Origin of the sequence: Variovorax sp. VNK109 (genome assembly GCF_049445855.1) — a bacterium.
Classification (GTDB): domain Bacteria; phylum Pseudomonadota; class Gammaproteobacteria; order Burkholderiales; family Burkholderiaceae_C; genus JAGOCV01.
Genome location: NZ_JBMSDV010000003.1, coordinates 100,565 through 122,325 on the forward strand (window position 1 = coordinate 100,565; position 21,761 = coordinate 122,325).

20 protein-coding genes are annotated in these 21,761 nt (G+C 66.6%); 13 read left to right on the forward strand and 7 right to left on the reverse strand.

Annotated elements, in window-relative coordinates; genetic code table 11:
• Positions 1-38: 38 nt before the first annotated feature.
• Positions 39-1,508, reverse strand: coding sequence for a PLP-dependent aminotransferase family protein (locus ACO2Q9_RS11585; RefSeq protein WP_423311443.1), 1,470 nt, complete (start codon positions 1,506-1,508; stop codon positions 39-41).
• A 139-nt stretch (positions 1,509-1,647) separates the two neighbouring features.
• Between ACO2Q9_RS11585 and ACO2Q9_RS11590 the strand changes: the two genes are divergently transcribed.
• The gene (locus ACO2Q9_RS11590) at positions 1,648-2,316 is read left to right on the forward strand and encodes a pyridoxamine 5'-phosphate oxidase family protein (RefSeq protein WP_423311445.1); all 669 of its coding nucleotides are present in this window, start codon (positions 1,648-1,650) and stop codon (positions 2,314-2,316) included.
• 16 nt (positions 2,317-2,332) lie between these two features.
• Here ACO2Q9_RS11590 and ACO2Q9_RS11595 read toward each other — a convergent pair whose 3' ends face one another.
• The 6 genes from ACO2Q9_RS11595 to ACO2Q9_RS11620 are packed head-to-tail and all read right to left on the reverse strand — an operon-like array spanning position 2,333 to position 7,249.
• Positions 2,333-2,965 (reverse strand): LysE family translocator, encoded by a 633-nt coding sequence (locus ACO2Q9_RS11595; protein WP_423311447.1) that lies wholly within the window; start codon positions 2,963-2,965, stop codon positions 2,333-2,335.
• Position 2,966: 1 nt separating this feature from the next.
• Complete coding sequence (locus ACO2Q9_RS11600; protein ID WP_423311449.1) at positions 2,967-3,836, reverse strand: PhzF family phenazine biosynthesis protein; 870 nt, start codon at positions 3,834-3,836, stop codon at positions 2,967-2,969.
• 10 nt (positions 3,837-3,846) lie between these two features.
• Positions 3,847-4,470, reverse strand: coding sequence for a glutathione S-transferase family protein (locus ACO2Q9_RS11605; RefSeq protein WP_423311451.1), 624 nt, complete (start codon positions 4,468-4,470; stop codon positions 3,847-3,849).
• Between the two features lie 18 nt (positions 4,471-4,488).
• Positions 4,489-5,694, reverse strand: coding sequence for a PLP-dependent aminotransferase family protein (locus ACO2Q9_RS11610; protein WP_423311453.1), 1,206 nt, complete (start codon positions 5,692-5,694; stop codon positions 4,489-4,491).
• Positions 5,691-6,653 (reverse strand): DMT family transporter, encoded by a 963-nt coding sequence (locus ACO2Q9_RS11615; protein ID WP_423311455.1) that lies wholly within the window; start codon positions 6,651-6,653, stop codon positions 5,691-5,693. Before ACO2Q9_RS11615 ends, ACO2Q9_RS11610 begins: the two co-directional genes overlap by 4 nt.
• Complete coding sequence (locus ACO2Q9_RS11620) at positions 6,650-7,249, reverse strand: LysE family translocator (RefSeq protein ID WP_423311457.1); 600 nt, start codon at positions 7,247-7,249, stop codon at positions 6,650-6,652. Before ACO2Q9_RS11620 ends, ACO2Q9_RS11615 begins: the two co-directional genes overlap by 4 nt.
• Positions 7,250-7,351: 102 nt before the next feature.
• Between ACO2Q9_RS11620 and ACO2Q9_RS11625 the strand changes: the two genes are divergently transcribed.
• The 12 genes from ACO2Q9_RS11625 (at position 7,352) to ACO2Q9_RS11680 (ending at position 21,761) form a co-directional block, all read left to right on the forward strand.
• Entirely contained in the window at positions 7,352-8,797 is a 1,446-nt protein-coding gene (locus ACO2Q9_RS11625) for a PLP-dependent aminotransferase family protein (protein ID WP_423311459.1), read from the forward strand.
• Positions 8,798-9,381: 584 nt separating this feature from the next.
• Positions 9,382-9,855 carry a MarR family winged helix-turn-helix transcriptional regulator gene (locus ACO2Q9_RS11630; RefSeq protein ID WP_423311461.1) on the forward strand — a complete coding sequence of 158 codons (474 nt, stop codon included), beginning with the start codon at positions 9,382-9,384 and terminating at the stop codon, positions 9,853-9,855.
• A complete protein-coding gene (locus tag ACO2Q9_RS11635; RefSeq protein WP_423311463.1) occupies positions 9,852-11,930 on the forward strand; it encodes a TonB-dependent receptor domain-containing protein in 2,079 nt (692 codons plus the stop codon). The genes ACO2Q9_RS11630 and ACO2Q9_RS11635 overlap by 4 nt, the downstream gene beginning before the upstream one ends.
• A gap of 56 nt (positions 11,931-11,986) precedes the next feature.
• Entirely contained in the window at positions 11,987-14,365 is a 2,379-nt protein-coding gene (locus ACO2Q9_RS11640; RefSeq protein WP_423311465.1) for a membrane-bound PQQ-dependent dehydrogenase, glucose/quinate/shikimate family, read from the forward strand.
• Positions 14,366-14,488: 123 nt separating this feature from the next.
• Positions 14,489-15,265 carry a GntR family transcriptional regulator gene (locus ACO2Q9_RS11645; protein WP_423311467.1) on the forward strand — a complete coding sequence of 259 codons (777 nt, stop codon included), beginning with the start codon at positions 14,489-14,491 and terminating at the stop codon, positions 15,263-15,265.
• 103 nt (positions 15,266-15,368) lie between these two features.
• Positions 15,369-17,111 (forward strand): FAD-dependent oxidoreductase, encoded by a 1,743-nt coding sequence (locus ACO2Q9_RS11650; protein WP_423311469.1) that lies wholly within the window; start codon positions 15,369-15,371, stop codon positions 17,109-17,111.
• Positions 17,104-18,414, forward strand: a complete 1,311-nt coding sequence (locus ACO2Q9_RS11655; RefSeq protein ID WP_423311471.1) for an aconitase/3-isopropylmalate dehydratase large subunit family protein — start codon at positions 17,104-17,106, stop codon at positions 18,412-18,414. Before ACO2Q9_RS11650 ends, ACO2Q9_RS11655 begins: the two co-directional genes overlap by 8 nt.
• Positions 18,411-18,932, forward strand: coding sequence for a 3-isopropylmalate dehydratase (locus ACO2Q9_RS11660; RefSeq protein WP_423311473.1), 522 nt, complete (start codon positions 18,411-18,413; stop codon positions 18,930-18,932). Before ACO2Q9_RS11655 ends, ACO2Q9_RS11660 begins: the two co-directional genes overlap by 4 nt.
• Before the next feature lie 8 nt (positions 18,933-18,940).
• Positions 18,941-19,561 carry a cysteine hydrolase family protein gene (locus tag ACO2Q9_RS11665; protein ID WP_423311475.1) on the forward strand — a complete coding sequence of 207 codons (621 nt, stop codon included), beginning with the start codon at positions 18,941-18,943 and terminating at the stop codon, positions 19,559-19,561.
• The gene (locus ACO2Q9_RS11670; RefSeq protein WP_423311477.1) at positions 19,558-20,427 is read left to right on the forward strand and encodes an isocitrate lyase/PEP mutase family protein; all 870 of its coding nucleotides are present in this window, start codon (positions 19,558-19,560) and stop codon (positions 20,425-20,427) included. Before ACO2Q9_RS11665 ends, ACO2Q9_RS11670 begins: the two co-directional genes overlap by 4 nt.
• 18 nt (positions 20,428-20,445) lie before the next feature.
• Positions 20,446-20,757: a tautomerase family protein gene (locus tag ACO2Q9_RS11675; RefSeq protein WP_423311479.1), complete on the forward strand. Its 312-nt coding sequence runs from the start codon at positions 20,446-20,448 to the stop codon at positions 20,755-20,757.
• Positions 20,754-21,761: a Bug family tripartite tricarboxylate transporter substrate binding protein gene (locus ACO2Q9_RS11680; protein ID WP_423311481.1), complete on the forward strand. Its 1,008-nt coding sequence runs from the start codon at positions 20,754-20,756 to the stop codon at positions 21,759-21,761. Before ACO2Q9_RS11675 ends, ACO2Q9_RS11680 begins: the two co-directional genes overlap by 4 nt.

The window sequence follows — 21,761 nt, forward strand, 5'->3', positions numbered from 1 at the left end:
CGCTAGCGAATCGATGGTGCCACTTCTGCTGGCTGCAGTCAGCGCAAGGCCTGTGCCAGCGCGTTTACGCCTGCCACGATTTCCACTTCTTCCAGCGAGCCGTAGCCCAGCAGCAGCCCGGCTCTCGGCGGTGTGCCGGCGTAGTAGGGGGCGATGGAGTAGACGCCGATTCCCTTGGCAGTTGCCCGCTGGACGATGTCATCGATCTGGGACGCGGGGCGGTCGCGGAACCACAGCAGCACGTGCAGTCCCGCGTTCTCGCCCTGCACGCTGATGCTGTCGCCGAAGGCCTTGTTCAGGGCCCGCAGCAACGCCTGCCGCCGGCCCGAGTTGCGGGTGCGCGAGCGGCGCAGGTGCCGCTCGAACTGGCCCGACTGGATGAATTCCGCCAGCACTTCCTGGCTCAGCAGCGAGGTGTGACGATCTGTCACCGACTTGATGCGCTGCAGCGTGGCTGTGAGCGCGGGCGGGGAAATGATGTAGCCCAAGCGCAGTGATGGCGCCAGGATTTTCGAGAACGTCCCTAGGTAAATTACCTGCCCATATGTGTCCAGCGATTGGATGGCCTCGATGGGGCGGCCGCTGTAGCGGTACTCGCTGTCGTAATCGTCCTCAAGGACGAAAGCCTGCGAGTCGTGCGCCCATTGCAGGAACGACAGGCGTCTTGCCAGCATCATCACGCCCCCTGTAGGAAACTGGTGCGACGGCGTGACGTAGGCGAGTTTGGCGCGGTGCTGCAGCCGCATCACCCGGTTGACGTCGAGCCCCTCACTGTCAACGGGGATTGATTCGATCTTTGCGCCCAGTGCCTGGAACGCGACGCGGGCGCCCGGGTAGGTCGGGTTCTCCATCAACACGCGGTCGCCGGGGTCCAGTAGTGCCCGGGCCACGATGTCCAACGCCTGCTGTGAACCGTTGACGACGATCACGTCCTGCGCTGTGCAGTTGATCCCGCGATGTTCGCGCACGTAGCGCACGATGGCCTCGCGAAGTGGCAGGTGGCCCCCGGGTTCTGCGTACATCAGAGACGGCTTGCCCAGCCGCCGGAGCCGCTGGGCCGTCAGGGCGCGCCATTCCTCTGCGGGAAAGTCGTCCAGGTTGGGCGCGCCGTACCGGAAATCGATGCGCAGTCTCGGGTCGGGCGGCATGAGGCTCGCGCTTTCGGGCCCGACCACGCGGCGCGCGTATTCCGACAGCAACCGCAGGGGAACGCGCGCCGGGACGCTGGCCTGCTTGGACGCATCCTTGCGGACAGCGAGGGCCTCGTCCGGAATGCGCCCCGCGACGTAGGTGCCCGATCCGAGGCGGGATTCGAGATACCCCTCTGCCAGCAACTGCTCGTATGCCTGCAGCACCGTGTTGCGCGACACACCGAGCTCGGTCGCCATATCGCGTGTGGACGGCAGACGATGTTCGGGCAGCAGAGTCTTGGCGAGGATGGCCGCACGGATGCAGCGGTATAGCTGTGTGTAGAGCGAACCCTGGCCGTCCAGTGGGGGTAGCATCATCGGTGGCACCTTTGAAGCAGTTAAAAGCGGTACTTTTCAGGTGCCGATTAAATCACCATGATTCTTCCGAAAGCAAACGTGGCTCCTGCATTTCCCGGAATCGGCAGGTACCGCATTTCAACCGAGAGGACAGAAAGATATGACCGGCACATCCCCCCACACTCCCAGCCTGCAGACCTCGCGCGTCACGCTCGAACGCCGGCCGACTCGCGGCGCCTATGACCTTGCCAGCGTTGCCGCCGTGCTCGACGAGACTTTCCTGTGCCATCTGGGTTTCAGCGTCGAAGGCCAGCCGTACGTCATTCCGACAGGCTATGGCCGAAATGGCGATGTGCTGTACTTCCACGGATCGGCAGCCAGCCGGATGCTCCGGACATTGGCCGACGGCGTGGACGTTTGCGTCACCGTGACGCTGCTGGACGCGATCGTGATGGCGCGTTCGGCGTTCAACCATTCAATGAACTACCGCTCGGCCGTCATCCTGGGGCGAGCGACGCTGGTGGAAGGCGACGAGAAGCTCGATGCCCTGAAGATCATCTCCGACCAGATCCTGCCTGGCCGCTGGGAGGACGCACGCGCGCCGAATGACACGGAAATGCGGGCCACCTCGGTGCTGAAGTTGCGTATCACGGAAGCATCGACCAAGACCCGCAAGGGCCCGCCGCTGGACGATGACGAGGACATGGGACACCCGTGCTGGGCGGGGCAGTTGCTGTATCGCTCGCAGTTCTCGGGTGTCGAGGCCGATCCGCGCCAGACGTCGCCAGTGCCGGTGCCCGACTACCTCAAGGCATGCCTGCCGCGCTGAGTGGCTGTCCGACGCCTCACTGCTTCTCCGTCAGCGCCACCCGCACCGCCAGCGCCGCCAGCACCGTGCCCATGAAGTAACGCTGCGCGCGCAGCCAGCCTGCGCTCTGCGAAAGAAATGCGGTGATGCCCGCCGCGCAGCACACGAGCGTCGCGTTGACCGCACCGCTCACCACGATCTGGATCGCGCCGAGCGCCAGGCTCTGCAACAGCACCGGCCCGCGTTCGGGGTGGATGAACTGCGGGAAGAACGACAGGTAGAACATCGCGACCTTCGGATTCAGCAGGTTGGTGATGAAGCCCATGCGGAACAGCGTGGCGGGCGAATCGTGCGGCAGCGTGCGCGTTTCGAATGGCGCATTGCCACCGGGTTGTACGGCCTGCCATGCCATCCACAGGAGGTACGCTGCTCCCGCAATGCGTATCGCATCGAAGGCCACCGGCACGGCCATGAGCAGCGCAGTGAGGCCCAGCGATGCGGCCAGCAGATGCACCACGAACCCGAGCAGCACACCCGCGAGCGAAATGAGCCCCGCAGTGCGGCCCTGCGACAGGGCGCGCGACACGCAATAGATCATGTTGGGTCCCGGCGTGAGCACCAGCACCAGCGCAGCGAGCGCGAAGAAGGCGAGTTCCTGCAGTGTCAGCATGTCAGAGCCTCACCTGTCCGCCGATGCACGAGACGGATTCACCACCCACCCACACCTGGCCTTGCGCATCGCGCTCCACGTGTACACGGCCTGCGCGGCCGAGGCGCTCCCCCTGGCTCGCGAGATAACGCTCCGGTGCGAGGCCCTCGCCCATGAGCCACTGCGCCAGGCTCGCGTTGAAGCTGCCGGTGACGGGATCTTCGTTCACGCCGATGGGCGCGGCGAATGCGCGCACCACCACGCCGGGCTGGCTGTCATCAGCCGCAGCCACGCCCACGTTCGCCACGCCGGCCTTGTAGCCGAGTGCCTTCAGTTGCGCGTGATCGGGGTCGAGGCTCAGCACGGTCTGCGCGGAATCGACCAGCAGGCCGAACCACACCGGCCCGTTGTCCAGCACTTGCGAGGCGACCACCTGCTTCGCTTTCAGGCCGAGCGCGCCGGCCACCTGTGCGAGGACGGCGGGCGACGGATTGCTGCGCTTGAGCGGCGGCGCAGCGAAAGCGAGCTTGCTGCCGTTGCGGCGGATGCGCACGAGGCCGATCGCGCACTCCTGGGTGACGAAGTCGCCTTGCGCCGGCTGGCCGCCGGCTTCGAGCCACGCGTGGCAACTGCCGAGCGTGGGGTGGCCTGCGAACGGCAGTTCACCGCCGGGTGTGAAGATGCGAACGCGGTAGTCCGCGCCGGTCTGCGTGGGTGGCAGCAGGAAGGTGGTTTCCGACAGGTTGGTCCATTGCGCGAAGCGCTGCATGGTGTCGGCGTCGAGGCCGTCTCCATCCAGCACCACGGCGACCGGGTTGCCGAAGTAGGGCGTGGCGGTGAACACGTCCACTTGCCTGAAGTTGCGCTGCCTGGCCGATGTTGTGTTGTTCATGGTGTGTTCATCAGGAGAGGGGCAGGTCGAGCACGCCACGGCTCGAAGGCCGCGCGAGCATCGCGTCGTACCAGCGGCGCAGGTTCGGGTGCGGCGCATGGGCAAGCGGCGTGCCCCACCAGCGGTGCATCTCGCAGGCGATGGGAATGTCGGCCACGGTGAGGTGGTCGCCCAGCATCCATTCGCGCGTGGCGAGGTGCGCGTCGAGCATGTCCAGCAGCGGCACCATCGCCGCGACCGACTGGTCGATGAGCTTCTGCTGGCGCTGCGGTTCGGGCACGCGGATCATCTGCAGGAACGCATCGCGGCCGGCCGGGTTCATGGTGGTCTGTTGCCAGTCCATCCAGCGCTCGGCGTTGAAGCGCGCGGCCATGTCGTCCGGGTACAGCCTGCCTGCCGAATGGCGCGACGCGAGGTAGCGGACGATGACGTTCGATTCCCACAGCACGCCGATGTGCGCGTCCTCGATCACCGGCACCAGGCCGTTCGGGTTCATCGCGCGGTATGCGGGCGTGTCGACCACGCCGAACGCCGCGCCCGCCTCGATGCGCTCGAACGGAATCTGCAGCTCGTTCAGCGCGAGCAATACCTTGCGCACGTTGATCGAACTCGTGCGTCCCCAGAGCTTGAGCATGATGACTTCCTTGCGTGATCAGGCGGCGAGCCGCTGCGGCGTCTGCCGTGCGAGCTGTTCGCGGATGGCTGCGGCCAGCGCCGCGACGCCGGTGTTGATCTCGTCGACGCTCGCGGTCACGAACGACAGGCGCAGCGTGCGCGCGTCGCCGTCCTGCGCGTAGAACGCGGCGCCCGGCACGAAGGCCACGTTGCGCTCCACGGCGTGCGGCAGCAGTTGCACGGCGTCCATGCCTTCGGGCAGGCGCGCCCACAGGAACATGCCGCCGGCTGGCGTGTTCCATTGCACGTCCAGGCCCTTCATCTCGCGCGAGAGCGCGGCCAGCATCGCATCGCGCTGCGACTTGTACAGCGCGCGGATCGTCGGCACGTGCCGGTCGAGGAAGCCGTCCTTCATCACTTCGGCCACCATGCGCTGGTTGAAGCCGGGGCTGTGCAGGTCGGCCGCCTGCTTGGCCTGCAGCAGCTTCGGATGCAGCGCTTTCGGTGCCACGATGAAGCCCAGGCGCAGGCCGGGCGCGAGCACCTTGGAGAACGAGCCGAGGTACACGCAGCCGTCCGGGTTGCGCGCGGTGAGCGGCGCGGCCGGCGGCGCGTCGAACCACAGGTCGCCATACGGGTTGTCTTCTGCGATCGGCACGCCGAGTTCGGCTGCGCGTGCGGACAGTGCGGCGCGGCGCGCCTCGGTCATCGTGCGGCCGGTGGGGTTCTGGAAGTTGGGCAGCAGGTAGAGGAAGCGCGCCTTGTCGGCGCCGCTGCCGGCCTTGCGCGGCAGGTCGTCCACGACGATGCCTTCGTCGTCGCTGTCCACACCGACCACCTTGGGTTCCATCGGCATGAAGGCCTGCAATGCGCCAAGGTAGGTGGGTGTCTCCACCAGCACGCGGCTGCCTTCGTCGATCAGCACCTTGGCGACAAGGTCCAGGCCCTGCTGCGAGCCGGTGGTGATCAGCACCTGCTGCGGGTCGACCGACCACGGCAGTTGCGCGGCCACCATCTCGCGCAGCGGGCCGTAGCCTTCGCTGGCCGCGTACTGCAGGGCGCCGGGCCCGTCGTCCTTCAGGACGCGTGCGCAGGCCTCGGCGAACTCGGCGACCGGGAAGGTCTTCGGCGAGGGCAGGCCGCCGGCGAAGCTGATGATGCCGGGGCGTTCGGTAACCTTCAGGATCTCGCGGATCACGGAAGGGTTCATTTTTTCGGCGCGGCGCGCGAGGTTCCAGTTCATGGCGTGGCTTTCTGCTTTGAATGCACCGGCATCCTGCGGCCGGCAAACACGGTGGCGATGACGGCGATGCCGAACAGCACCGTCACCGCGTCGAGCGATTCACCGAGCAGCGGCACGGCGAACAGCATGGAAATGAATGGCTGCGCAAGTTGCACCTGGCTCACGCGCACCGTGCCGCCGAGGGCGAGGCCGCGATACCACGCAAAGAAGCCCAGCCACATCGAGAATACCGCGAGATAGCCGAAGGCCCACCACGCCGTGGCCGGCATCGCGGCCAAGGGGCGCGTGACGTACGCCAGCGGCAGCGTGAACGGCAGCGCGATCACCAGCGCCCAGCAGATCACATGCTCGGCGCGCATGCGCTGCGAGAGCTTCGCACCCCAGGCGTACCCCATGGCCGCAAACAGCATGGCCGCGAGCAGCAGGCCGTCGGCCCAGTGGAAGCCGATGCGGATGCCGGAGCCGCCAGCGCCCGAGCGCAGGACCGCATAGGTCACCACCAGTGCGCTGCCCAGCGCGGCGCAGAGCCAGAAGCCCGTGGACGGCCGCTGCCGGTGCAGCAGGGCGCCCGCCGCAGCGGTGGCCAGCGGCAGCACGCCGACGATCACGCTCGCGTGCACGGCCTCGACGTGTCGCATGGCGATGGACGTGAGCAGCGGGAAGCCGAGCACCACGCCGGCGGATGTGAAGACGAGCGGCAGCCAGGTGTCGCGCGTCGGCAGCGGTGCCCGTGTGGCCCACAGCAGCAACGCCGACAGCACGGCGGCCACGACGGCGCGACCGAGTGCGATGAACACGCCGGACATCAGCGGTGCGTCGGCGGTGCCGGTCGCCAGCCGCGTCATGGGCAGCGTGAAGGCGAAGATCACCACGCCCAGCAGGCCAAGCCAGAGCCCGCGCGACAGCGCGGCGCGTGTGTCGTGGGAAGGGGCGCGAATCGCGGGGGCCTGCACGTTCATGCCTGCACCATCCAGACGGCCGTCAGCACCAGCAGCGCCGCCATGAAGCGGTTGAACCAGAGCAGACGGGAGCCGCGTGCCAGCCAGCCCCGCAGCAAGGCGCCCATGGCGGCGTACGCGAAGTTGCTGGTGAACGCGAATGCCAGCATGACCGGCAGCACGAGGGCCATGCGAGTCCAGGCGTCGTCGCGCCCGGCAATCCAGCCGGCCACGATGGTCAGCGCCAGCAACCAGGCCTTGATGTTGACGAACTGCAATGCCGCGCCCTGCCAGAAGCCCACGTCCATGCGGCTGGCGTCGGCTTCGCCGAGCGTGCGGCTGCCCGCCAGCTTCCACGACAGCCACAGCAGGTAGCCGATGCCCAGCACCTTGATCACCATGCGCAGCGCCGGCGCGTGCAGCACCAGCGTCCCCAGACCCGTGCCGCACAGCACCAGCAGCACACCCCAGCCGGCCGGCACGGCCCAGACAAAGCGCATGGCATGGCGAAGCCCGCGATTGGCCGCGAGCGCGGTAGACAACGTGGTGTTGGGGCCCGGGCTGAAACTCATGGCGGTTGCCAGCACGAGCAGCGCGGTGAATTCTTGCCAGTTCATGTCAAACACTTTAGAGTAGGTGGCCGGTACAGAACCAATACAGATGGGCGAACAAAATCCGCATCTGTATGGGTCAAAGGCCCAGCACAGTTTCCATTGACCATGCTCACCCGCACCTCATCGCAATCCCTGACGGACCAGTTGGCTGGCCGTTTCGCCGAGCGCATCCGCGCCCGCCTGCTGCTGCCGGGCACGCGCCTGCCGTCGGTGCGCGAATGCGCGCGCCAGCAGGGCGTGAGCCCTTACACGGTGGTGGCTGCGTATGACCAGTTGCTGGCGCAGGGCCTGGTGGAAGCGCGCAAGCAGCGCGGCTTCTTCGTGCGCGATGTCGTGGCGACCGAGCGCGTGTCTTCCGCGTCGAGTACCGGCAGGCAGGCGTTGCGCGAGCCCGCGGAGCCCGGTCCGCTGCCTGCCGGTTCGCGCATCAATGCGACAGCGCTGATCCGTGGCATGTTCCACCAGGCCTCCACCAAGCCGCAGCCCGGTGCGGGCGTGTTTCCCTCGGAATGGCTGGAGACGACCTTCCTGCCAGCTGCCGTGCGCAAGGTCACGAGCGGCAAGGCGCTGGCGGAAGGTTCGCTCAAGTACGGCGAACCGATGGGCGATTCGACGCTGCGTGCCGCGCTCGCCAAGAAGCTCAATGGCATCGGCGTGCCGGCGACGCAGGCGCAGATCATCACGACCGTCGGCGCCACGCACGCGCTCGATGTGGTGAGCCGCACGGTGCTCAAGCCCGGCGACCCGGTGATGGTGGAGGAGCCCGGCTGGTCGGTCGAGTTCGCGCGGCTCGTCGCATTGGGCATGCGCGTGCTGCCCGTGCCGCGCCGCGCAGACGGGCCGGACCTGGACATCATGGCCCGCTACTGCGAGCAATACAAGCCGCGCCTCTTCGTGAGCGTGAGTGTGTTCCACAACCCCACGGGTTATTGCCTCACGCCGGGCAGCGCGCATCGCGTGCTGCAGCTTGCCCACCAGCACGACTTCCACATCGTCGAGGACGACACGTACAGCCACATTGCCCCCGAGCATGCGACACGCCTGTCGGTGCTCGACGGATTGCAGCGCACGATCTACGTCAGCGGCTTTGCGAAGATCCTCGCGCCCAACTGGCGTGTCGGCTTCCTCGCCGCGCCGCCGCCGCTGGTGGAGCGCATGCTCGACGCCAAATTGCTGGGCACGCTCACCACGCCATCGTTGCTCGAGAAGGCACTCGCCATCTGCATGGAGCAGGGCCAATTGCGCCGTCATGCCGAGCGCGTGCGCACACGGCTGGACGCCGCGCGTGCGCGCTGTGTGAAGCTCGCCCTGGCGGCGGGCTGCACGTTCGCGGCGGAGCCTGCCGGCCTGTTCGGGTGGGTCGACACGGGCGTGGACACCGACATCCTGGCGATGCGCATGCTCGACGAGGGCTACCTCCTCGCGCCGGGCGCGCTGTTCCATGCCACGGCACAGCCTTGCACGCTGATGCGCATCAACTTCGCGACGGCGCAGGACGCGACGTTCTGGCGCGTGTTCGAGCGGTGTGTGGCGGAGCAGCGGCGCTCTTGATCCTTGTGTGGGTGCGCGGCAGGCGGCTGTGCGCTGGGGTTCGCGGTGTGGCGGTCGGCGCGTTGCGCCGACTCCCCTGTGCTGCTCGCCTTGGGGATGCACGGCGGAACTCGCTGCGCGGGTCGCTTGACCCGCTCCGCTCAGATAGCCGCCGTGAGTCAGTATTGAAGCGCGCTGCGCGCGCCATTCCCAAGGCTGCGCTGCTCGGTGCCCCACAGCGAACCCCAGCGCACAGCCGCCTGCCGCTCGTCGCATTCCAAAAAAATGTCCAGAGGTACGGGGCTCGCGCTTCGGGTTGCCTGTGCGCAGCCGAGAAGCGCAGATGGGACGGCCAGCGCGCGTAGTGAGTTGCGCCGCGTGGCCGTCCTGTCGAGCATCGCAGGGCACCCCTGCGTAGCAGGGGCAAGCACCGGCAACCCGAAGCGCAAGCCCCGTACCTTCACCAGACAGCCGTTGTGCCAGACGCAATCCCGCGTCCCATGGGTGGACTTTGCAAACGAGAGAAAATCGCAACAAATAGTTAGCTTGCTATCGATTTGTCCGACCACCAGTATGCGTGACCGGTACTCGGAGACGTCCTCATCATGGAGCATGCGCAGAGCCTCGGCCAGCAGGCCATCATCGCCGCGACACTGGTCGCGCGCGCGTACCGGCGTCGTGCCGACGAGGCACTCGCAGGCTGTGGGCTGTCGGTGGTGAGTGCCTGGCCGGTGCTCATCGTCGGGCGCAATGACGGCATCCGCCAGAACGAACTGGCTGCATTGCTGGGCATCGAAGGTCCGTCGCTCGTGCGGACGCTCGACCGCGTGGAAGAAGGCGGCCTGCTCGTGCGACGGCCTGACGCCAAAGACGGCCGCGCCAAGACCCTCCACCTCACCGCCGATGGCAGGCGTATGCGCGCGAAGATCGAGCGCGTGCTGCAAGACTTGGCGGATGAAGCGTTCGGAGGCATCACCGAGAAAGACCTGCTCGCCAGCATGCGTGTGTTCGCGCAGCTCGACCGAATGCTCATCGCCATGCCGGCCCCCGCAACATCCGAGAAGAAGGGTTACCGTTGAGAACTGTTCCTGATGCATGGACCCTGGTGGCGGCTGCGGCGCTGGCTTCTGCCGCGAACGCGCAAAGCCTATCCACCGTGACGGTGACGAGCACGCGCGTCGAAGCACCGCCCTTCGAGGTTCCTGCATCCGTGGACGTGATCGACGGCCAGGCGCTGCGCGATGCACTGCCGCAGGTCAACCTCTCCGAGGGCCTGGGCGGCGTGCCGGGCCTTGTGTTGCAGAACCGGCAGAACCACGCGCAGGACCTGCAACTGTCCATCCGTGGCTTCGGCGCGCGCTCCACGTTCGGCATCCGCGGCGTGCGGCTGTATGTCGACGGCGTGCCGGCCACCATGCCCGACGGACAAGGCCAGAGCTCCAACATCGACATCGGCTCCATCGAACGCGTGGAAATCCTGCGGGGGCCGTTCTCGTCGCTTTACGGCAATTCGTCCGGAGGCGTGATGCAGGTGTTCACGGAAACGGGCGAAGGCGCGCCGCTGCTCACTGTTGGCTTTGCCGTCGGCAGCGACGGACTGCGCCGCTACAGCCTCAAGGGCAGCGGCAGCACGGGCAAGGTGGACTGGCTTCTGTCCACCAGCCGCTTCGAGACCGATGGCTACCGCGACCACAGCGCCGCCACGCGCGACACGACCAACGGCAAGCTGGGCCTGCAAGTGTCCGAAGACAACCGGCTCACCTTCGTCTTCAACTCCGTGCGCCTGTCAGCGCAGGATCCGCTGGGGCTCAGCACCGCGCAGTTCGCCGCCAACCCGCAGCAGGCGACGCCGCAGGCCGCGCAGTTCAACACGCGCAAGACGGTGGACCAGGCGCAGGGCGGCCTCGTGTGGGACCGCCGCATCGATGCACACAATGACCTGCGCGTGATGGTCTATTACGGCCAGCGCGAAACGGTGCAGTTCCAGGCGATTCCCACGGCGCCGCAGGCGAACCCGACGCATGCGGGCGGCGTGATCGATCTGGCGCGTGACTACGCCGGGCTCGACGCGCGCTGGACACACCGCACGCAACTCTCCGGCCGGCCGGTCGAGCTGATGGGAGGGCTTGCTTTCGACACACTGGATGAAGCACGTCGCGGCTACGAGAATTTCGTCGGTGCCACGCTGGGTGTGCAAGGCAAGCTGCGGCGCGACGAAAGCAACCGCGTGCGCAACCTCGATCCGTATGTGCAGACGCGCTGGCAGTTCGCCGACCGCTGGAGCTTCGAAGCCGGCGTGCGACGCAGCTCGGTGAAGTTCGAATCGACAGACCACTACATCGCCCCCGGCAATGGCAACGACAGCGGTTCTGCCGACTACGCGAAGTACCTGCCGGTCGCCGCATTGCGCTACCAGGCCAGCGACGCGCTGAGCTTCTACGGCACGGCAGGCCGCGGCTTCGAGACGCCCACGTTCAACGAGCTCTCGTACCGGCCCGACGGAACCTCCGGCCTCAACTTCGCATTGCAGCCTTCGCTGAACACCAGCGTCGAAGTCGGCGCGAAGCGGCACGTCGCAGGCGGCCTTCTGACGGCGGCAGTCTTCCGGACGCAGACAGAGGACGAGATCGTCACCGCCACCAACCTCGGCGGCCGCTCCACTTTCCAGAATGCAGGCCGCACATTACGTGAGGGTCTGGAGCTCGGCTGGAACACGCGCTTCGCCGGCCACTGGGTCGCGCAGGCCGCCTACACCTGGCTCGATGCAACCTACCGCGACGGGTTTTGCGGCGTCACCTGCACACCGGCGGGCAACCGCATACCCGGCATCGCGCGCAACATCGTCCAGGTCAGCCTCGACCGGGCGCCGCCCGAAGGTTTGCGCGCGGGCGCCGAAGTGCGCAGCGTCGGCCGCATCTTCGTGAACGACGCGAACAGCGAATCGGCGCAGGGCTACACCACGCTCGCGTTGCACGTCGGTTACGTCATCAAGCCCTCGCCGCGCTGGAACCTCACAGCATTCGCGCGCGTGGACAACGCCACCGACCGCACCTACGCCGGCTCGGTCATCGTCAACGAGGGCAACGGCCGCTTCTACGAAAGCGCGCCCGGCCGCACCTGGACCACGGGTGTCACGGCCTCCTACCGGTTCTGAGCAAGGCTCTGAAGAAAACAAACAACAGGTTTTCGTGTGAAAGGAAAGAAGTAGTCATGAGTGATCGTTCGTCCAAAGCAAACGGACCCGGAGGCCGCTGGGCCCTGGTGCTCTTCGGCGTCGTGCTGGCGCTGGTGGGGGCCGCACTGGCCCTCGGTGGTGTCCGCCTGGCGATGCTGGGTGGTTCCTGGTATTACCTGATCGCCGGTGTCGCGCTCGTCGCGAGCGGCGTGCTCTACGGCCTGCGCCGCGATGCGGGCCTGTGGGTCTATCTGGCCGTGTTCATCGGCACGCTGGTCTGGTCGCTGGCCGAAGTCGGCCTCGACTTCTGGCCGCTGGTGCCGCGCGTCGCGCCGGTGCTGGTGCTCGCGCTGTTCGCATTCCTGCTGTGGCCGTGGCTGCAGCCGGGCCGTGCGCGTGGCCCGGCCTTCGGCCTCGCGGGCCTGATGGCCGTCCTGGCCATCGCAGGCGGCGCAGCGATGTTCGTGCCGCACGGCGTGATCGAAGGCCCGGCGGTTGCGTCAGCCGGTCCCGCGCCTGCTGCGGAAGGTGAATCGCGCTGGCAGTACTACGGCCGCACGCCGCACGGCACGCGCTACGCGCCGTTCACGCAGATCAACCGCGACAACGTCGGCAACCTCGAGGTGGCTTGGACCTTCCGCACCGGCGACATCGCCGGCCCGGGTTCGGAAAACCAGAACACGCCCACGCAGATCGGCGACACGGTGTACGTCTGCACGCCGAAGAACCGCGTGTTCGCACTCGACGCCGACACCGGCGAACAGAAGTGGACCTTCGACCCGAAGGCCGACGCGAAGATCTGGAACCGCTGCCGCGGCGTGGGCTTCTACGAACCGGCTTCGGTGACCACGCGCATCGGCGATCTACCCGCACCCGCGCCGTCGGAGCAATGTGCGCAACGCATCGTGCTGACGACGGTGGACGCACGCATGATCCAGCTCGACGCGAAGACCGGCGAACCCTGCGCCGGCTTCGGCAACAACGGCACCGTCGATCTGAAGCAAGGCATGGGTGAAGTGAAGCCGATGTACTACTTCCAGACCTCGATGCCCACGGTGGTGAAGAACCTCATCATCGTCGGCGGCTGGGTGTTCGACGGCCGCTCCATCGACGAACCCTCGGGCGTCGTGCGCGCGTTCAGCGCCGACACCGGCGAACTCGTCTGGGCCTGGGATGCCGGGAACCCCGCCATCACCAAGCTGCCGCCCGAAGGCCAGAGCTATACACGCAGCACGCCCAACGTGTGGTCCACGCCTGCGTTCGACGAAGACCTGGGCCTGATCTACCTGCCCACCGGCAACAACCCGCCGGACTTCTGGGGTGCGCAGCGCTCCAAGGCGTCGGAGGAATATTCCGCATCGGTCGTCGCGGTGGAGATCGCGACCGGCCGCGAGAAATGGAAGTTCCAGACCGTGCACCACGACATCTGGGACTACGACGTGCCAGCGCAACCCGCGCTGTATGACGTGCCGGACGGCAAGGGCGGCAAGACGCCTGCGCTGATCCAGATCACCAAGCGCGGCCAGATCTTCATGCTTGACCGCCGCGACGGCAAGCCGATCGCCGAGGTGCAGGAAAAGCCCGTGCCGCAAGGCGCGCAGGAAGGCGACTGGACCGCGAAGACGCAACCGTATTCGGTCGGCATGCCCGCCATCGGCGCCGAGCCGTTGTCGGAAGCGCGCATGTGGGGCGCCACCTGGTTCGACCAGCTGGCCTGCCGCATCGCGTTCAAGCAACTGCGTTATGAAGGTGACTTCACGCCGCCCACCACCACGCCCAGCCTGATCTACCCCGGTTACTACGGCGGTATGAACTGGGGCAGCGCGTCCATCGACGAACACAACGGTGTGCTCATCGTGAACGACATCCGCATGCCGCAACTCGTGAAGCTCGTGCCGCGTGCACAGGTGGACACGAAGCAGGTGACGGCCGGTCATGGCGTCGGCTTGCACCCGCAGGATGGCACGCCTTACGGCATCACCCAGCAGGCCTTCAACTCGCCGCTGGGCATCCCGTGCCACGCGCCTGCATGGGGCACGATGACCGGCATCGACCTCAAGACGAAGCAGATCGTCTGGCAGCGTCCCGCAGGCACCGTGGAAGACGCGGTCGTCAAGGGCGTGAAGGCCGGCGTGCCGGTACCGCTGGGCATGCCCACGCTGGGCGGCCCAATCACCACCGCCGGTGGCCTGACGTTCTACGGCGGCACGCAGGACTACTACCTGCGCGCCTACGACACGCTCACCGGCAAGGAATTGTGGAAGGGGCGCCTGCCCGTCGGCGGTCAGGCCACGCCGATGACGTACGTCTCGCCCAAGTCGAAGCAGCAGTACGTGGTGATGGCAGCCGGCGGTTCGCGCCAGTCGCCGGACCGCGGTGACTACGTGGTGGCGTTCAAGCTGAAGCAGAACTGATCTGCCTCGTGCTTGCGGAAAAGGCGCCCTGCGGGGCGCCTTTTCTTTTTGGCGCAGCGGATCGGGAAATGTCTGGTTGTTCCGACAAGCAGTACCATCCGCTTTTTGTATTCAAGGCGATTCATGGCATCCGGCAATTCAGTGGTTCCGAAATACCACCAGATCTATCTGGTGCTGCGCGAACAGATTCTGGAAGGGCGGTTCGCCGATGCATTCCCCGGTGAGCACCAGCTGGCCGAAACCTATCAGGTGTCGCGCGTCACGCTGCGGCGTGCCATGGACGAGCTCAAGTCGGAAGGGCTCATCGAACGTGAGCGTGGGCGGGGCACCCGTGCGGTGCAGCCTGCACGAAGCAAGGGCGCGGGCGCACCTGCTTCGGCCGCCAAGACCGACATCTCGGGCCTGCTCGAAAACATCATTGCGCTGGGCCTGCGTACCTCGGTGAAGGTGGTCGAGGTCTCGACGATCGCCTGCCCTGCCGACGTGGCCCGCGTGCTGCAGATCGCGCCGGAGACGCCGGTGCAGAAGGCTGTTCGTGTACGAAGCCATCGTGGCGCACCGATGTCTTTCATCACCACCTACATCCCGCATGCACTGGCCGGCCATCTCGGACGCAAGGAGCTGGAGAAGAAGCCGATGCTGAGCCTGCTGGAGGAAAGCGGCGTGAAGATCGGCGACGTGCAGCAATCCCTGGGTGCCGAGCTTGCCGACTCCCGCGTGGCCGCGCATCTGGACGTGCAGGTGGGAAGTGCATTGTTGGCGGTCCGCCGCGTCGTGCGCGACAAGAGCGGCGCACCGGTGCAGATGCTGCTGGGGCTGTATCGGCCCGATCGCTACGAGTACCGCATGCAACTGCCTGCTCGTGGCCCGGTGACGACACAGGTCTGGGCTGCCGACTGAAGCATAAATGTATTATTGACAATACATTAAGACAGATTTAGGATCGTTGCACCCAACCGGTTCTGGCACGCGTTTCGCTGCATGCCCGGTAGCAGGAGTTGCAATGATCGAAACCGACGTATTGGTGGTTGGCGCGGGCCCGGTGGGCACCGCACTGGCGGGTGAGCTGGCCCAGCGCGGTGTGCGCTGCGTGGTGCTGGAAGAGCGCACCGTTCCCACGGAACACCCCAAGGCCACGTTGCTGGGCGCCCGCTCCATGGAGCATTTCCGCCGCTGGGGCATCACGGACCGCATCTACGACGCCGCGCTGCCGCGTGACAACCGCTACTTCATCACCTTCTCGACGCGCCTGGCGGGACGTGAGCTCTATCGTGTGGCGTCGCCGTCGATCGCCGAGACGATGGCGCGGCCACCGGAGCTGGTGGCGAAGGTGCGCGAACTGGGCTGGTCGCCGTATTACAAGACGCAGATCGGGCAGCAGGCGCTGGAGCCTGTGCTGTGGGAGTTCGTGCGTGGTCTGCCCCTTGCAGACCTGCGGCTGGGCTGGCGCTTCGAAGGCTTCGCGCAGGACGCGGACGGCGTGACGGCGCAGAGCGTTGACGTGGCGACCGGCGAGCAGCAGACGATTCGCGCACGCTACATGGTGGCCTGCGACGGTGGCGGCAGTCCCGTGCGCCGTTCTCTGGGCATCCGTTATGCGGGGCGCGGCGCGATGCGGGCCAATGTGAGCTTCTTCTTCCGCTCGCGCGATTTCCTCGAGGTGCATGGCAAGGGGCTCGGGAATCTCTACTTCGTCTTTTCGCCCGACAGCTTTGGCGTGTTCACGGCGGTCGATGGCCGGGAACTCTGGAGCTTCCAGTACTACTTCCTCGACTCCGACCGTTCAACTGAGAACCTCGATCCGAAGGAAATCCTGTTCCGCGCCGTCGGCAAGCCGTTCGACTTCGAGTTGCGTGGCGTGCAGCACTGGCACCACCATCAGTCGGTTGCCAAGCGCTGGCGCGCAGCCGAGCAGCCGGGACAGCACGCCGGGGGACGCGTGTTCCTTGCTGGCGATGCGGCACATCTCTTCGCACCCACCGGTGGTGTCGGCATGAACACCGGCATCGGCGATGCGGTGGATCTCGCGTGGAAGCTCGCGCATGTCGTCAACGGCGAGGGCGGTGAGAAGCTGCTGGGCAGCTACGAACTCGAGCGCAAGCCGATCGCCGTTCGCAACAGCGTCATCTCCGCCAACAACTCCGACAAGATCGACCTCGTGATGTCCGAAACGCCGGAGAACATTGACGAAGACTCTCCGGCAGGCGACATCGCCCGGGCCGAACTGGCGCAGAAGATCCGCTGGATGAGCCGCCAGTTCAGTTCTGCCGGAACACATCTCGGCTACCGCTATGTTGATTCGCCAGTCATCGACTACGACGGCTCACCCGAGCCGCCGGACGATCCGGCCCAGGTGGTGCCCGGCACATGGCCGGGCATGCGCGCACCTCACGCGTGGCTGACCGATCGGCACGACAACAGCGCACCGAGCACGCTCGACTGGTTCGGCCGGGACTGGACACTGGTCGTCGCCGATGCCAAGGGCCGCATGGCGGACATCGAAGCGCTGTCGCTTGCGTTCGGCCGGTACCGCGTCGCGCTTTCGGTGCGGCGCATCGAGGACCCTGCGATCCGTGCGCTGTACGAGCGCGACTTCGTCCTGGTCCGCCCTGACGGTCATGTGGGGTGGCGCGGAAATGCAATGCATGCCGACCCGAAGTCGCTGGTGGACAAGCTGCTGGGCCGTGAGCCGGCTGAAGCGTCGACGACCCCTGCCCCCGGTGAGCCGCGAGTGGCGCATGCGTGAAGTCGCAGCAACCGGTGCGGCTGGCAAGTCACTGCGCGCACCCGACGCGCAGACGCTGGCAGAGAAACTCATCGCGCGTGCGGCGGGACGAACCCGTGTGGACGCCGGAGAGATCGTCACCTGCCGCGTCGATCTGGCGATGTTCCACGACTCCAGCGGCCCGCGTCGGCTCAAGCCGTTGCTGGAAGACCTGGGCGCCTCCATCTGGAACCGCGACCGCGTGGTGCTGGTCATGGACCATTACGTGCCCGAGCGCGACGACGACGCGCGCCGCATCGTGCGCATCGCGCGCGACTGGGCGCGGGATCAGGCGCTGCCGCACGTGTACGACAGCATCGGCATCTGTCACGTGGTCCTGCCGCAGCGGGGCCATCTGCGACCGGGACTGTTCTGCGTGGGTGGCGATTCGCACTCCACAACGGGCGGCGCGTTCGGCAGCTACATGTTCGGCATCGGCAGCACCGAGATGCTGGGCGTGCTCGTGACGGGAGAAATCTGGCTGCGTGTACCGCGCACCATTCGCATGCATTGGGACGGCAGGCTGCAGCCCGGTGTGCATGCCAAGGACATGATGCTGCACATGATCGGCAGATTCGGCATGAACGGCGGCCGCTACCAGGCCGTCGAATATGGCGGATCGGCGGTGCGTGCGCTCGACATGCAGGACCGCATGACGCTGACCAACATGAGTGCGGAACTCGGGGCCCAGACGGGCCTCATCGAAGCCGATGAAGTGACGCACGAATGGCTGGCAAGGACGGGTGCCGCCGCGCCCGAGCAAGGTCTCTGGTGCAGTGACGACGAGGCCTGCGACGAGCGGCATGAATTCAATGCCGATGAACTCGGCCCCCAGGTCGCAGCGCCGCACAGCCCTTCGAATGTGGCGGACGTGGACCGATTCGGCGACGTCGGCATCCACGTGGCCTACATCGGTGCCTGCACGGGCGCCAAGCTGGAGGATCTTGCGGCGGCGGCGCGCGTGCTGCGCGGGCGCACGATCGCCGCAGGCGTGCAGCTCGTCGTTGCACCGGCCAGCGTACAGGACCAGGCCGAAGCGGAAGCGCGGGGCTGGATGGCTGCGCTGCGTGACGCGGGCGCGCAGGTGTTGTCCACCGGGTGTGGTGCCTGCGCGGGCTACGGTGGCTCCATTCCGGACGGCGCGACGGTGATCTCGAGCACGGCACGCAACTTCCGCGGCCGCATGGGCGGCGAAGCGGTGGATGTCTATCTCGCCTCGCCCGCGACGGTGGCCGCATCGGCGCTGCGCGGCCGCATCGCAGATCCTCGCGAGGTGCTCGCATGAAGCGGCTGCATCGCGTCTGGGCGTTGGGTGCCGACATCGACACCGATGTGCTCGCGCCCGGTGCCTACATGAAACTCGGCGTCGAGGGCATTGCCCCGCATTGCCTCGAGCGCGTGCGCCCCGAGTTCGCAGCGAACGTGAAGCCGGGCGACGTAATCGTGGCGGGCCCCGGTTTCGGCATCGGATCCTCGCGCGAGCAGGCGGCCCAAGTGCTGGTGCAACTGTGCATTGCCGCCGTGATCGCGCCTTCGTACGGTGGGCTTTTCTTCCGCAATGCTTTCAACGTGGGGCTGCTGCTGCTGACCTGCCCCCGTGCGCACGAGCTGCTGGACGGCATGCACGTCACCACCGAGATCCGCACCGCGCCAGTTGTCGTCGCGCCCGATGGCGACGTCCTCGCCTGCGAAAACATTCCGCCGTTCCTGCTGGAGATGGCGCAGGCCGGAGGGCTGGTCAACGTCCTGCGTGCGCGGGCGAAACCGGTGCAGTCCGAATCCGTTGCCATGGTTTCTTCATGAAAGCCGAAATGAATTCCGCTCCCATCAACCCGCGCCGCACGGCGCTGATCGTCGTGGATCTGCAGAACGACTTTCTGGCCGACGATGGCGCCTATGCGCGCGGCGGCGCGCGGCCTGAAGCAGCACTTGCCCTGCCTGATCGCGTTGCCGAGGTAGCGCGATCGTTGCGCGAAGCGGCGGGCATGGTGACGGGCAGCCAGTTCACGCTCTGGCCGGATACGGCGGGCGAGCCGATGATCGCCCCGCATCTGCACAGCCTGCGCCCCTTCCTTCGTCGCGGAGACTTCGCGCCGGGCAGCCGTGGTCAGCAATTCGTTGCGCGCATCGCGCCGCTGATCGATGTGACGGTGTGCAAGGTCGCGTACTCGGCGTTCTTCAACACTCAGCTCGACTGGGTGCTGCGCCATGCGGGCATCGACACGGTCGCGGTGTGCGGCATCGTCACCAGCGGTGGCGTTGCGAGTACCGCGCGCGACGCGCACATGCGCGAGTACCGTACGCTGGTGCTGGGTGACGGTTGCGCCGTGTCCAGCCAGGCAGCGCACGACGCGGCACTGGCCGACCTGAAGTCTGTCTGCGAAGTGATGGATTGCGGCGAGTTCACGGCACTCATCAGAGCGCGCGCATGACTGCGTCTTCTCAAACACTGCGCGCCCGGCTTGCCGAAGAACGCGTGCTGCTCGCGCCCGGCGTGTACGACGCTTTCAGCGCGCTCCTCGCGGAGCAGGCCGGCTTCGAGGCTTTGTACCTTTCGGGTGCATCCATTGCCTACACACGTCTGGGGCGACCCGATGTCGGTCTGGTCACCGCGAGCGAAGTGGAGTCCACGATCAGCCTCGTGGCCGAGCGCGTGGCGCTGCCGCTGATCGTCGATGCAGACACCGGCTTCGGCAATGCGGTGAACACGCAGCGCACCGTGCGCGCATTCGAGCGCGCCGGTGCCGCCATGATCCAGCTCGAGGACCAGGCGTTTCCCAAACGCTGCGGTCACTTGGCAGGCAAGTCGCTCGTGCCCGTGCAGGAGATGTGCGGCAAGCTGCGCGCCGCCCTGGATGCGCGCAGGTTCGGCTCCACGCTGGTGCTGGCACGCACCGATGCGGTGGCCGTCGAAGGCCTGGACGCAGCGTTCGAACGCGCCGAAGCCTACCTGGCCTGCGGTGTCGATGCACTGTTCATCGAAGCCCTGAGATCGCCCGCCGAAATGGACGCCGCCTGCGCGCGCTTCGCACACCGCGTGCCCCTGCTGGCCAACATGGTGGAAGGTGGTGCCACACCGGTAGAAAGTGCGGCACAACTCGGCGAGCGTGGTTTTCGCATTGCCATCTTTCCTGGCGGCGCCGCGCGTGCGTTGGCGCACGCCCTGCAGCAGTACTACCGCCAATTGAAGACGGACGGCAGCACGCGTGCAATGAAGGACGGCATGTTCGATTTCCAGCAGATCAACGCGCTGATCGGAACGCCCGAGCTGCTCAAGGAGGCGGCTGCCTACGAATGACAGACGCTGGCGCGCAAGTTGCATGCACCAGATTGTCTGATTGATAAGACATTAATCAAACCAGCAAAGGACCGATCGATGCCCGAAATATTCGTCTATATGTTCGAAGGCCGCACGCTCGACCAGAAGCGGGCATTGGTCCGCGCGCTGACCGATGGCGCCAGCGCCAGCCTCGGTGTTCCCGAAGATACCGTCACCGTGCAACTGATCGAGAGCGCCAAGTCCATGCGGTCGCGTGGTGGTGTCCTCTTCAGCGACCGCGTGCCAGCGCCTGCCGCTCTGCCTTCAACCTCTCCATCCACCCCCTCCGAAACAAAGGATGCCTCATGAAAAGCCTGTCCCTCATGTCCCGGTGCGGCGCATTCGCCGGGCTGACGCTCACTGCCCTTGCCGCGGTCACTGCCTTCGGCGCATCGTCCACAGCCTTCGCGCAAGAAGCCTATCCGTCGCGTCCCGTTCGCCTGATCGTGCCGTTCGCGCCGGGCGGCGCGACCGACGTCATCGGCCGGTTGATGGCACAGAAGCTCGGCGACGCGCTGAAGGGTTCAGTGGTCGTCGAGAACAAGCCGGGCGCAGGTTCCGTGCTCGGCACAGACGTCGGCGTGAAGTCGCCCGCTGATGGCTACACGCTCGTGATGACCAACGGCTCTGCCGTCACCACGGCGCCCTTCCTGCGATCGAGCATGCCGTACAAGCCGATCGATGACTTCACGCACATCGCGCTGATCGGCACCTTCCCCAACGCCTTTGTCGTCCGTACCGAAAACCCGATGAAGACGTTTGCCGAATTCGTGCAGATCGCCAAAGCGAAACCGGGCACGCTGAACTACTCGTCGGCGGGTGTCGGTTCGGCCGGCTTCCTGACCGGTGAAATGCTCAAGCAGATGGCCAATGCGCCGATGACGCACATCGCCTACAAGGGCACAGGCCCCGCAACCGTTGACCTGCTGGGCGGGCAGATCGACGCGCTGTTCGATGGCCTGCCGACCGCAGGTGCGCAGGCCAGAGCCGGCAAGGTGCGCGTGCTCGCCGTCACCGGTGCGAAGCGCAGCCCGCTGTTCCCGGACGTGCCCACCATGAACGAGGTGGTGCCTGGCGTAATCGGTGAAGCCTGGTTCGGCATCTCCATGCCGGCGAAGACGCCGCAACCCGTCGTCGATCGACTGGAAACGGAGATCACGCGCATCATCACCGCGCCCGACGTGCAGGCACGACTCATCGAACTCGGCATGACGCCCATGGGTGTGGGCCGCAAGGAGTTCGGCGCCTTCCTGCGCAGCGAGACCGATCGCTGGGGCCCGGTCATCAAGGCCGCCAACATCCAGATTGAGTAA

Coding starts and splice junctions, on each gene's coding strand:
- ACO2Q9_RS11630 (WP_423311461.1), top strand. CDS start 9,382: ATGGAGCATGCGCAGAGCCTCGGCCAGCAGGCCATCATCGCCGCGACA.
- ACO2Q9_RS11665 (WP_423311475.1), top strand. CDS start 18,941: ATGAATTCCGCTCCCATCAACCCGCGCCGCACGGCGCTGATCGTCGTG.
- ACO2Q9_RS11680 (WP_423311481.1), top strand. CDS start 20,754: ATGAAAAGCCTGTCCCTCATGTCCCGGTGCGGCGCATTCGCCGGGCTG.
- ACO2Q9_RS11620 (WP_423311457.1), bottom strand. CDS start 7,249: ATGAACTGGCAAGAATTCACCGCGCTGCTCGTGCTGGCAACCGCCATG.
- ACO2Q9_RS11640 (WP_423311465.1), top strand. CDS start 11,987: ATGAGTGATCGTTCGTCCAAAGCAAACGGACCCGGAGGCCGCTGGGCC.
- ACO2Q9_RS11615 (WP_423311455.1), bottom strand. CDS start 6,653: ATGAACGTGCAGGCCCCCGCGATTCGCGCCCCTTCCCACGACACACGC.
- ACO2Q9_RS11610 (WP_423311453.1), bottom strand. CDS start 5,694: ATGAACTGGAACCTCGCGCGCCGCGCCGAAAAAATGAACCCTTCCGTG.
- ACO2Q9_RS11605 (WP_423311451.1), bottom strand. CDS start 4,470: ATGCTCAAGCTCTGGGGACGCACGAGTTCGATCAACGTGCGCAAGGTA.
- ACO2Q9_RS11655 (WP_423311471.1), top strand. CDS start 17,104: ATGCGTGAAGTCGCAGCAACCGGTGCGGCTGGCAAGTCACTGCGCGCA.
- ACO2Q9_RS11650 (WP_423311469.1), top strand. CDS start 15,369: ATGATCGAAACCGACGTATTGGTGGTTGGCGCGGGCCCGGTGGGCACC.
- ACO2Q9_RS11670 (WP_423311477.1), top strand. CDS start 19,558: ATGACTGCGTCTTCTCAAACACTGCGCGCCCGGCTTGCCGAAGAACGC.
- ACO2Q9_RS11600 (WP_423311449.1), bottom strand. CDS start 3,836: ATGAACAACACAACATCGGCCAGGCAGCGCAACTTCAGGCAAGTGGAC.
- ACO2Q9_RS11590 (WP_423311445.1), top strand. CDS start 1,648: ATGACCGGCACATCCCCCCACACTCCCAGCCTGCAGACCTCGCGCGTC.
- ACO2Q9_RS11660 (WP_423311473.1), top strand. CDS start 18,411: ATGAAGCGGCTGCATCGCGTCTGGGCGTTGGGTGCCGACATCGACACC.
- ACO2Q9_RS11585 (WP_423311443.1), bottom strand. CDS start 1,508: ATGATGCTACCCCCACTGGACGGCCAGGGTTCGCTCTACACACAGCTA.
- ACO2Q9_RS11625 (WP_423311459.1), top strand. CDS start 7,352: ATGCTCACCCGCACCTCATCGCAATCCCTGACGGACCAGTTGGCTGGC.
- ACO2Q9_RS11645 (WP_423311467.1), top strand. CDS start 14,489: ATGGCATCCGGCAATTCAGTGGTTCCGAAATACCACCAGATCTATCTG.
- ACO2Q9_RS11595 (WP_423311447.1), bottom strand. CDS start 2,965: ATGCTGACACTGCAGGAACTCGCCTTCTTCGCGCTCGCTGCGCTGGTG.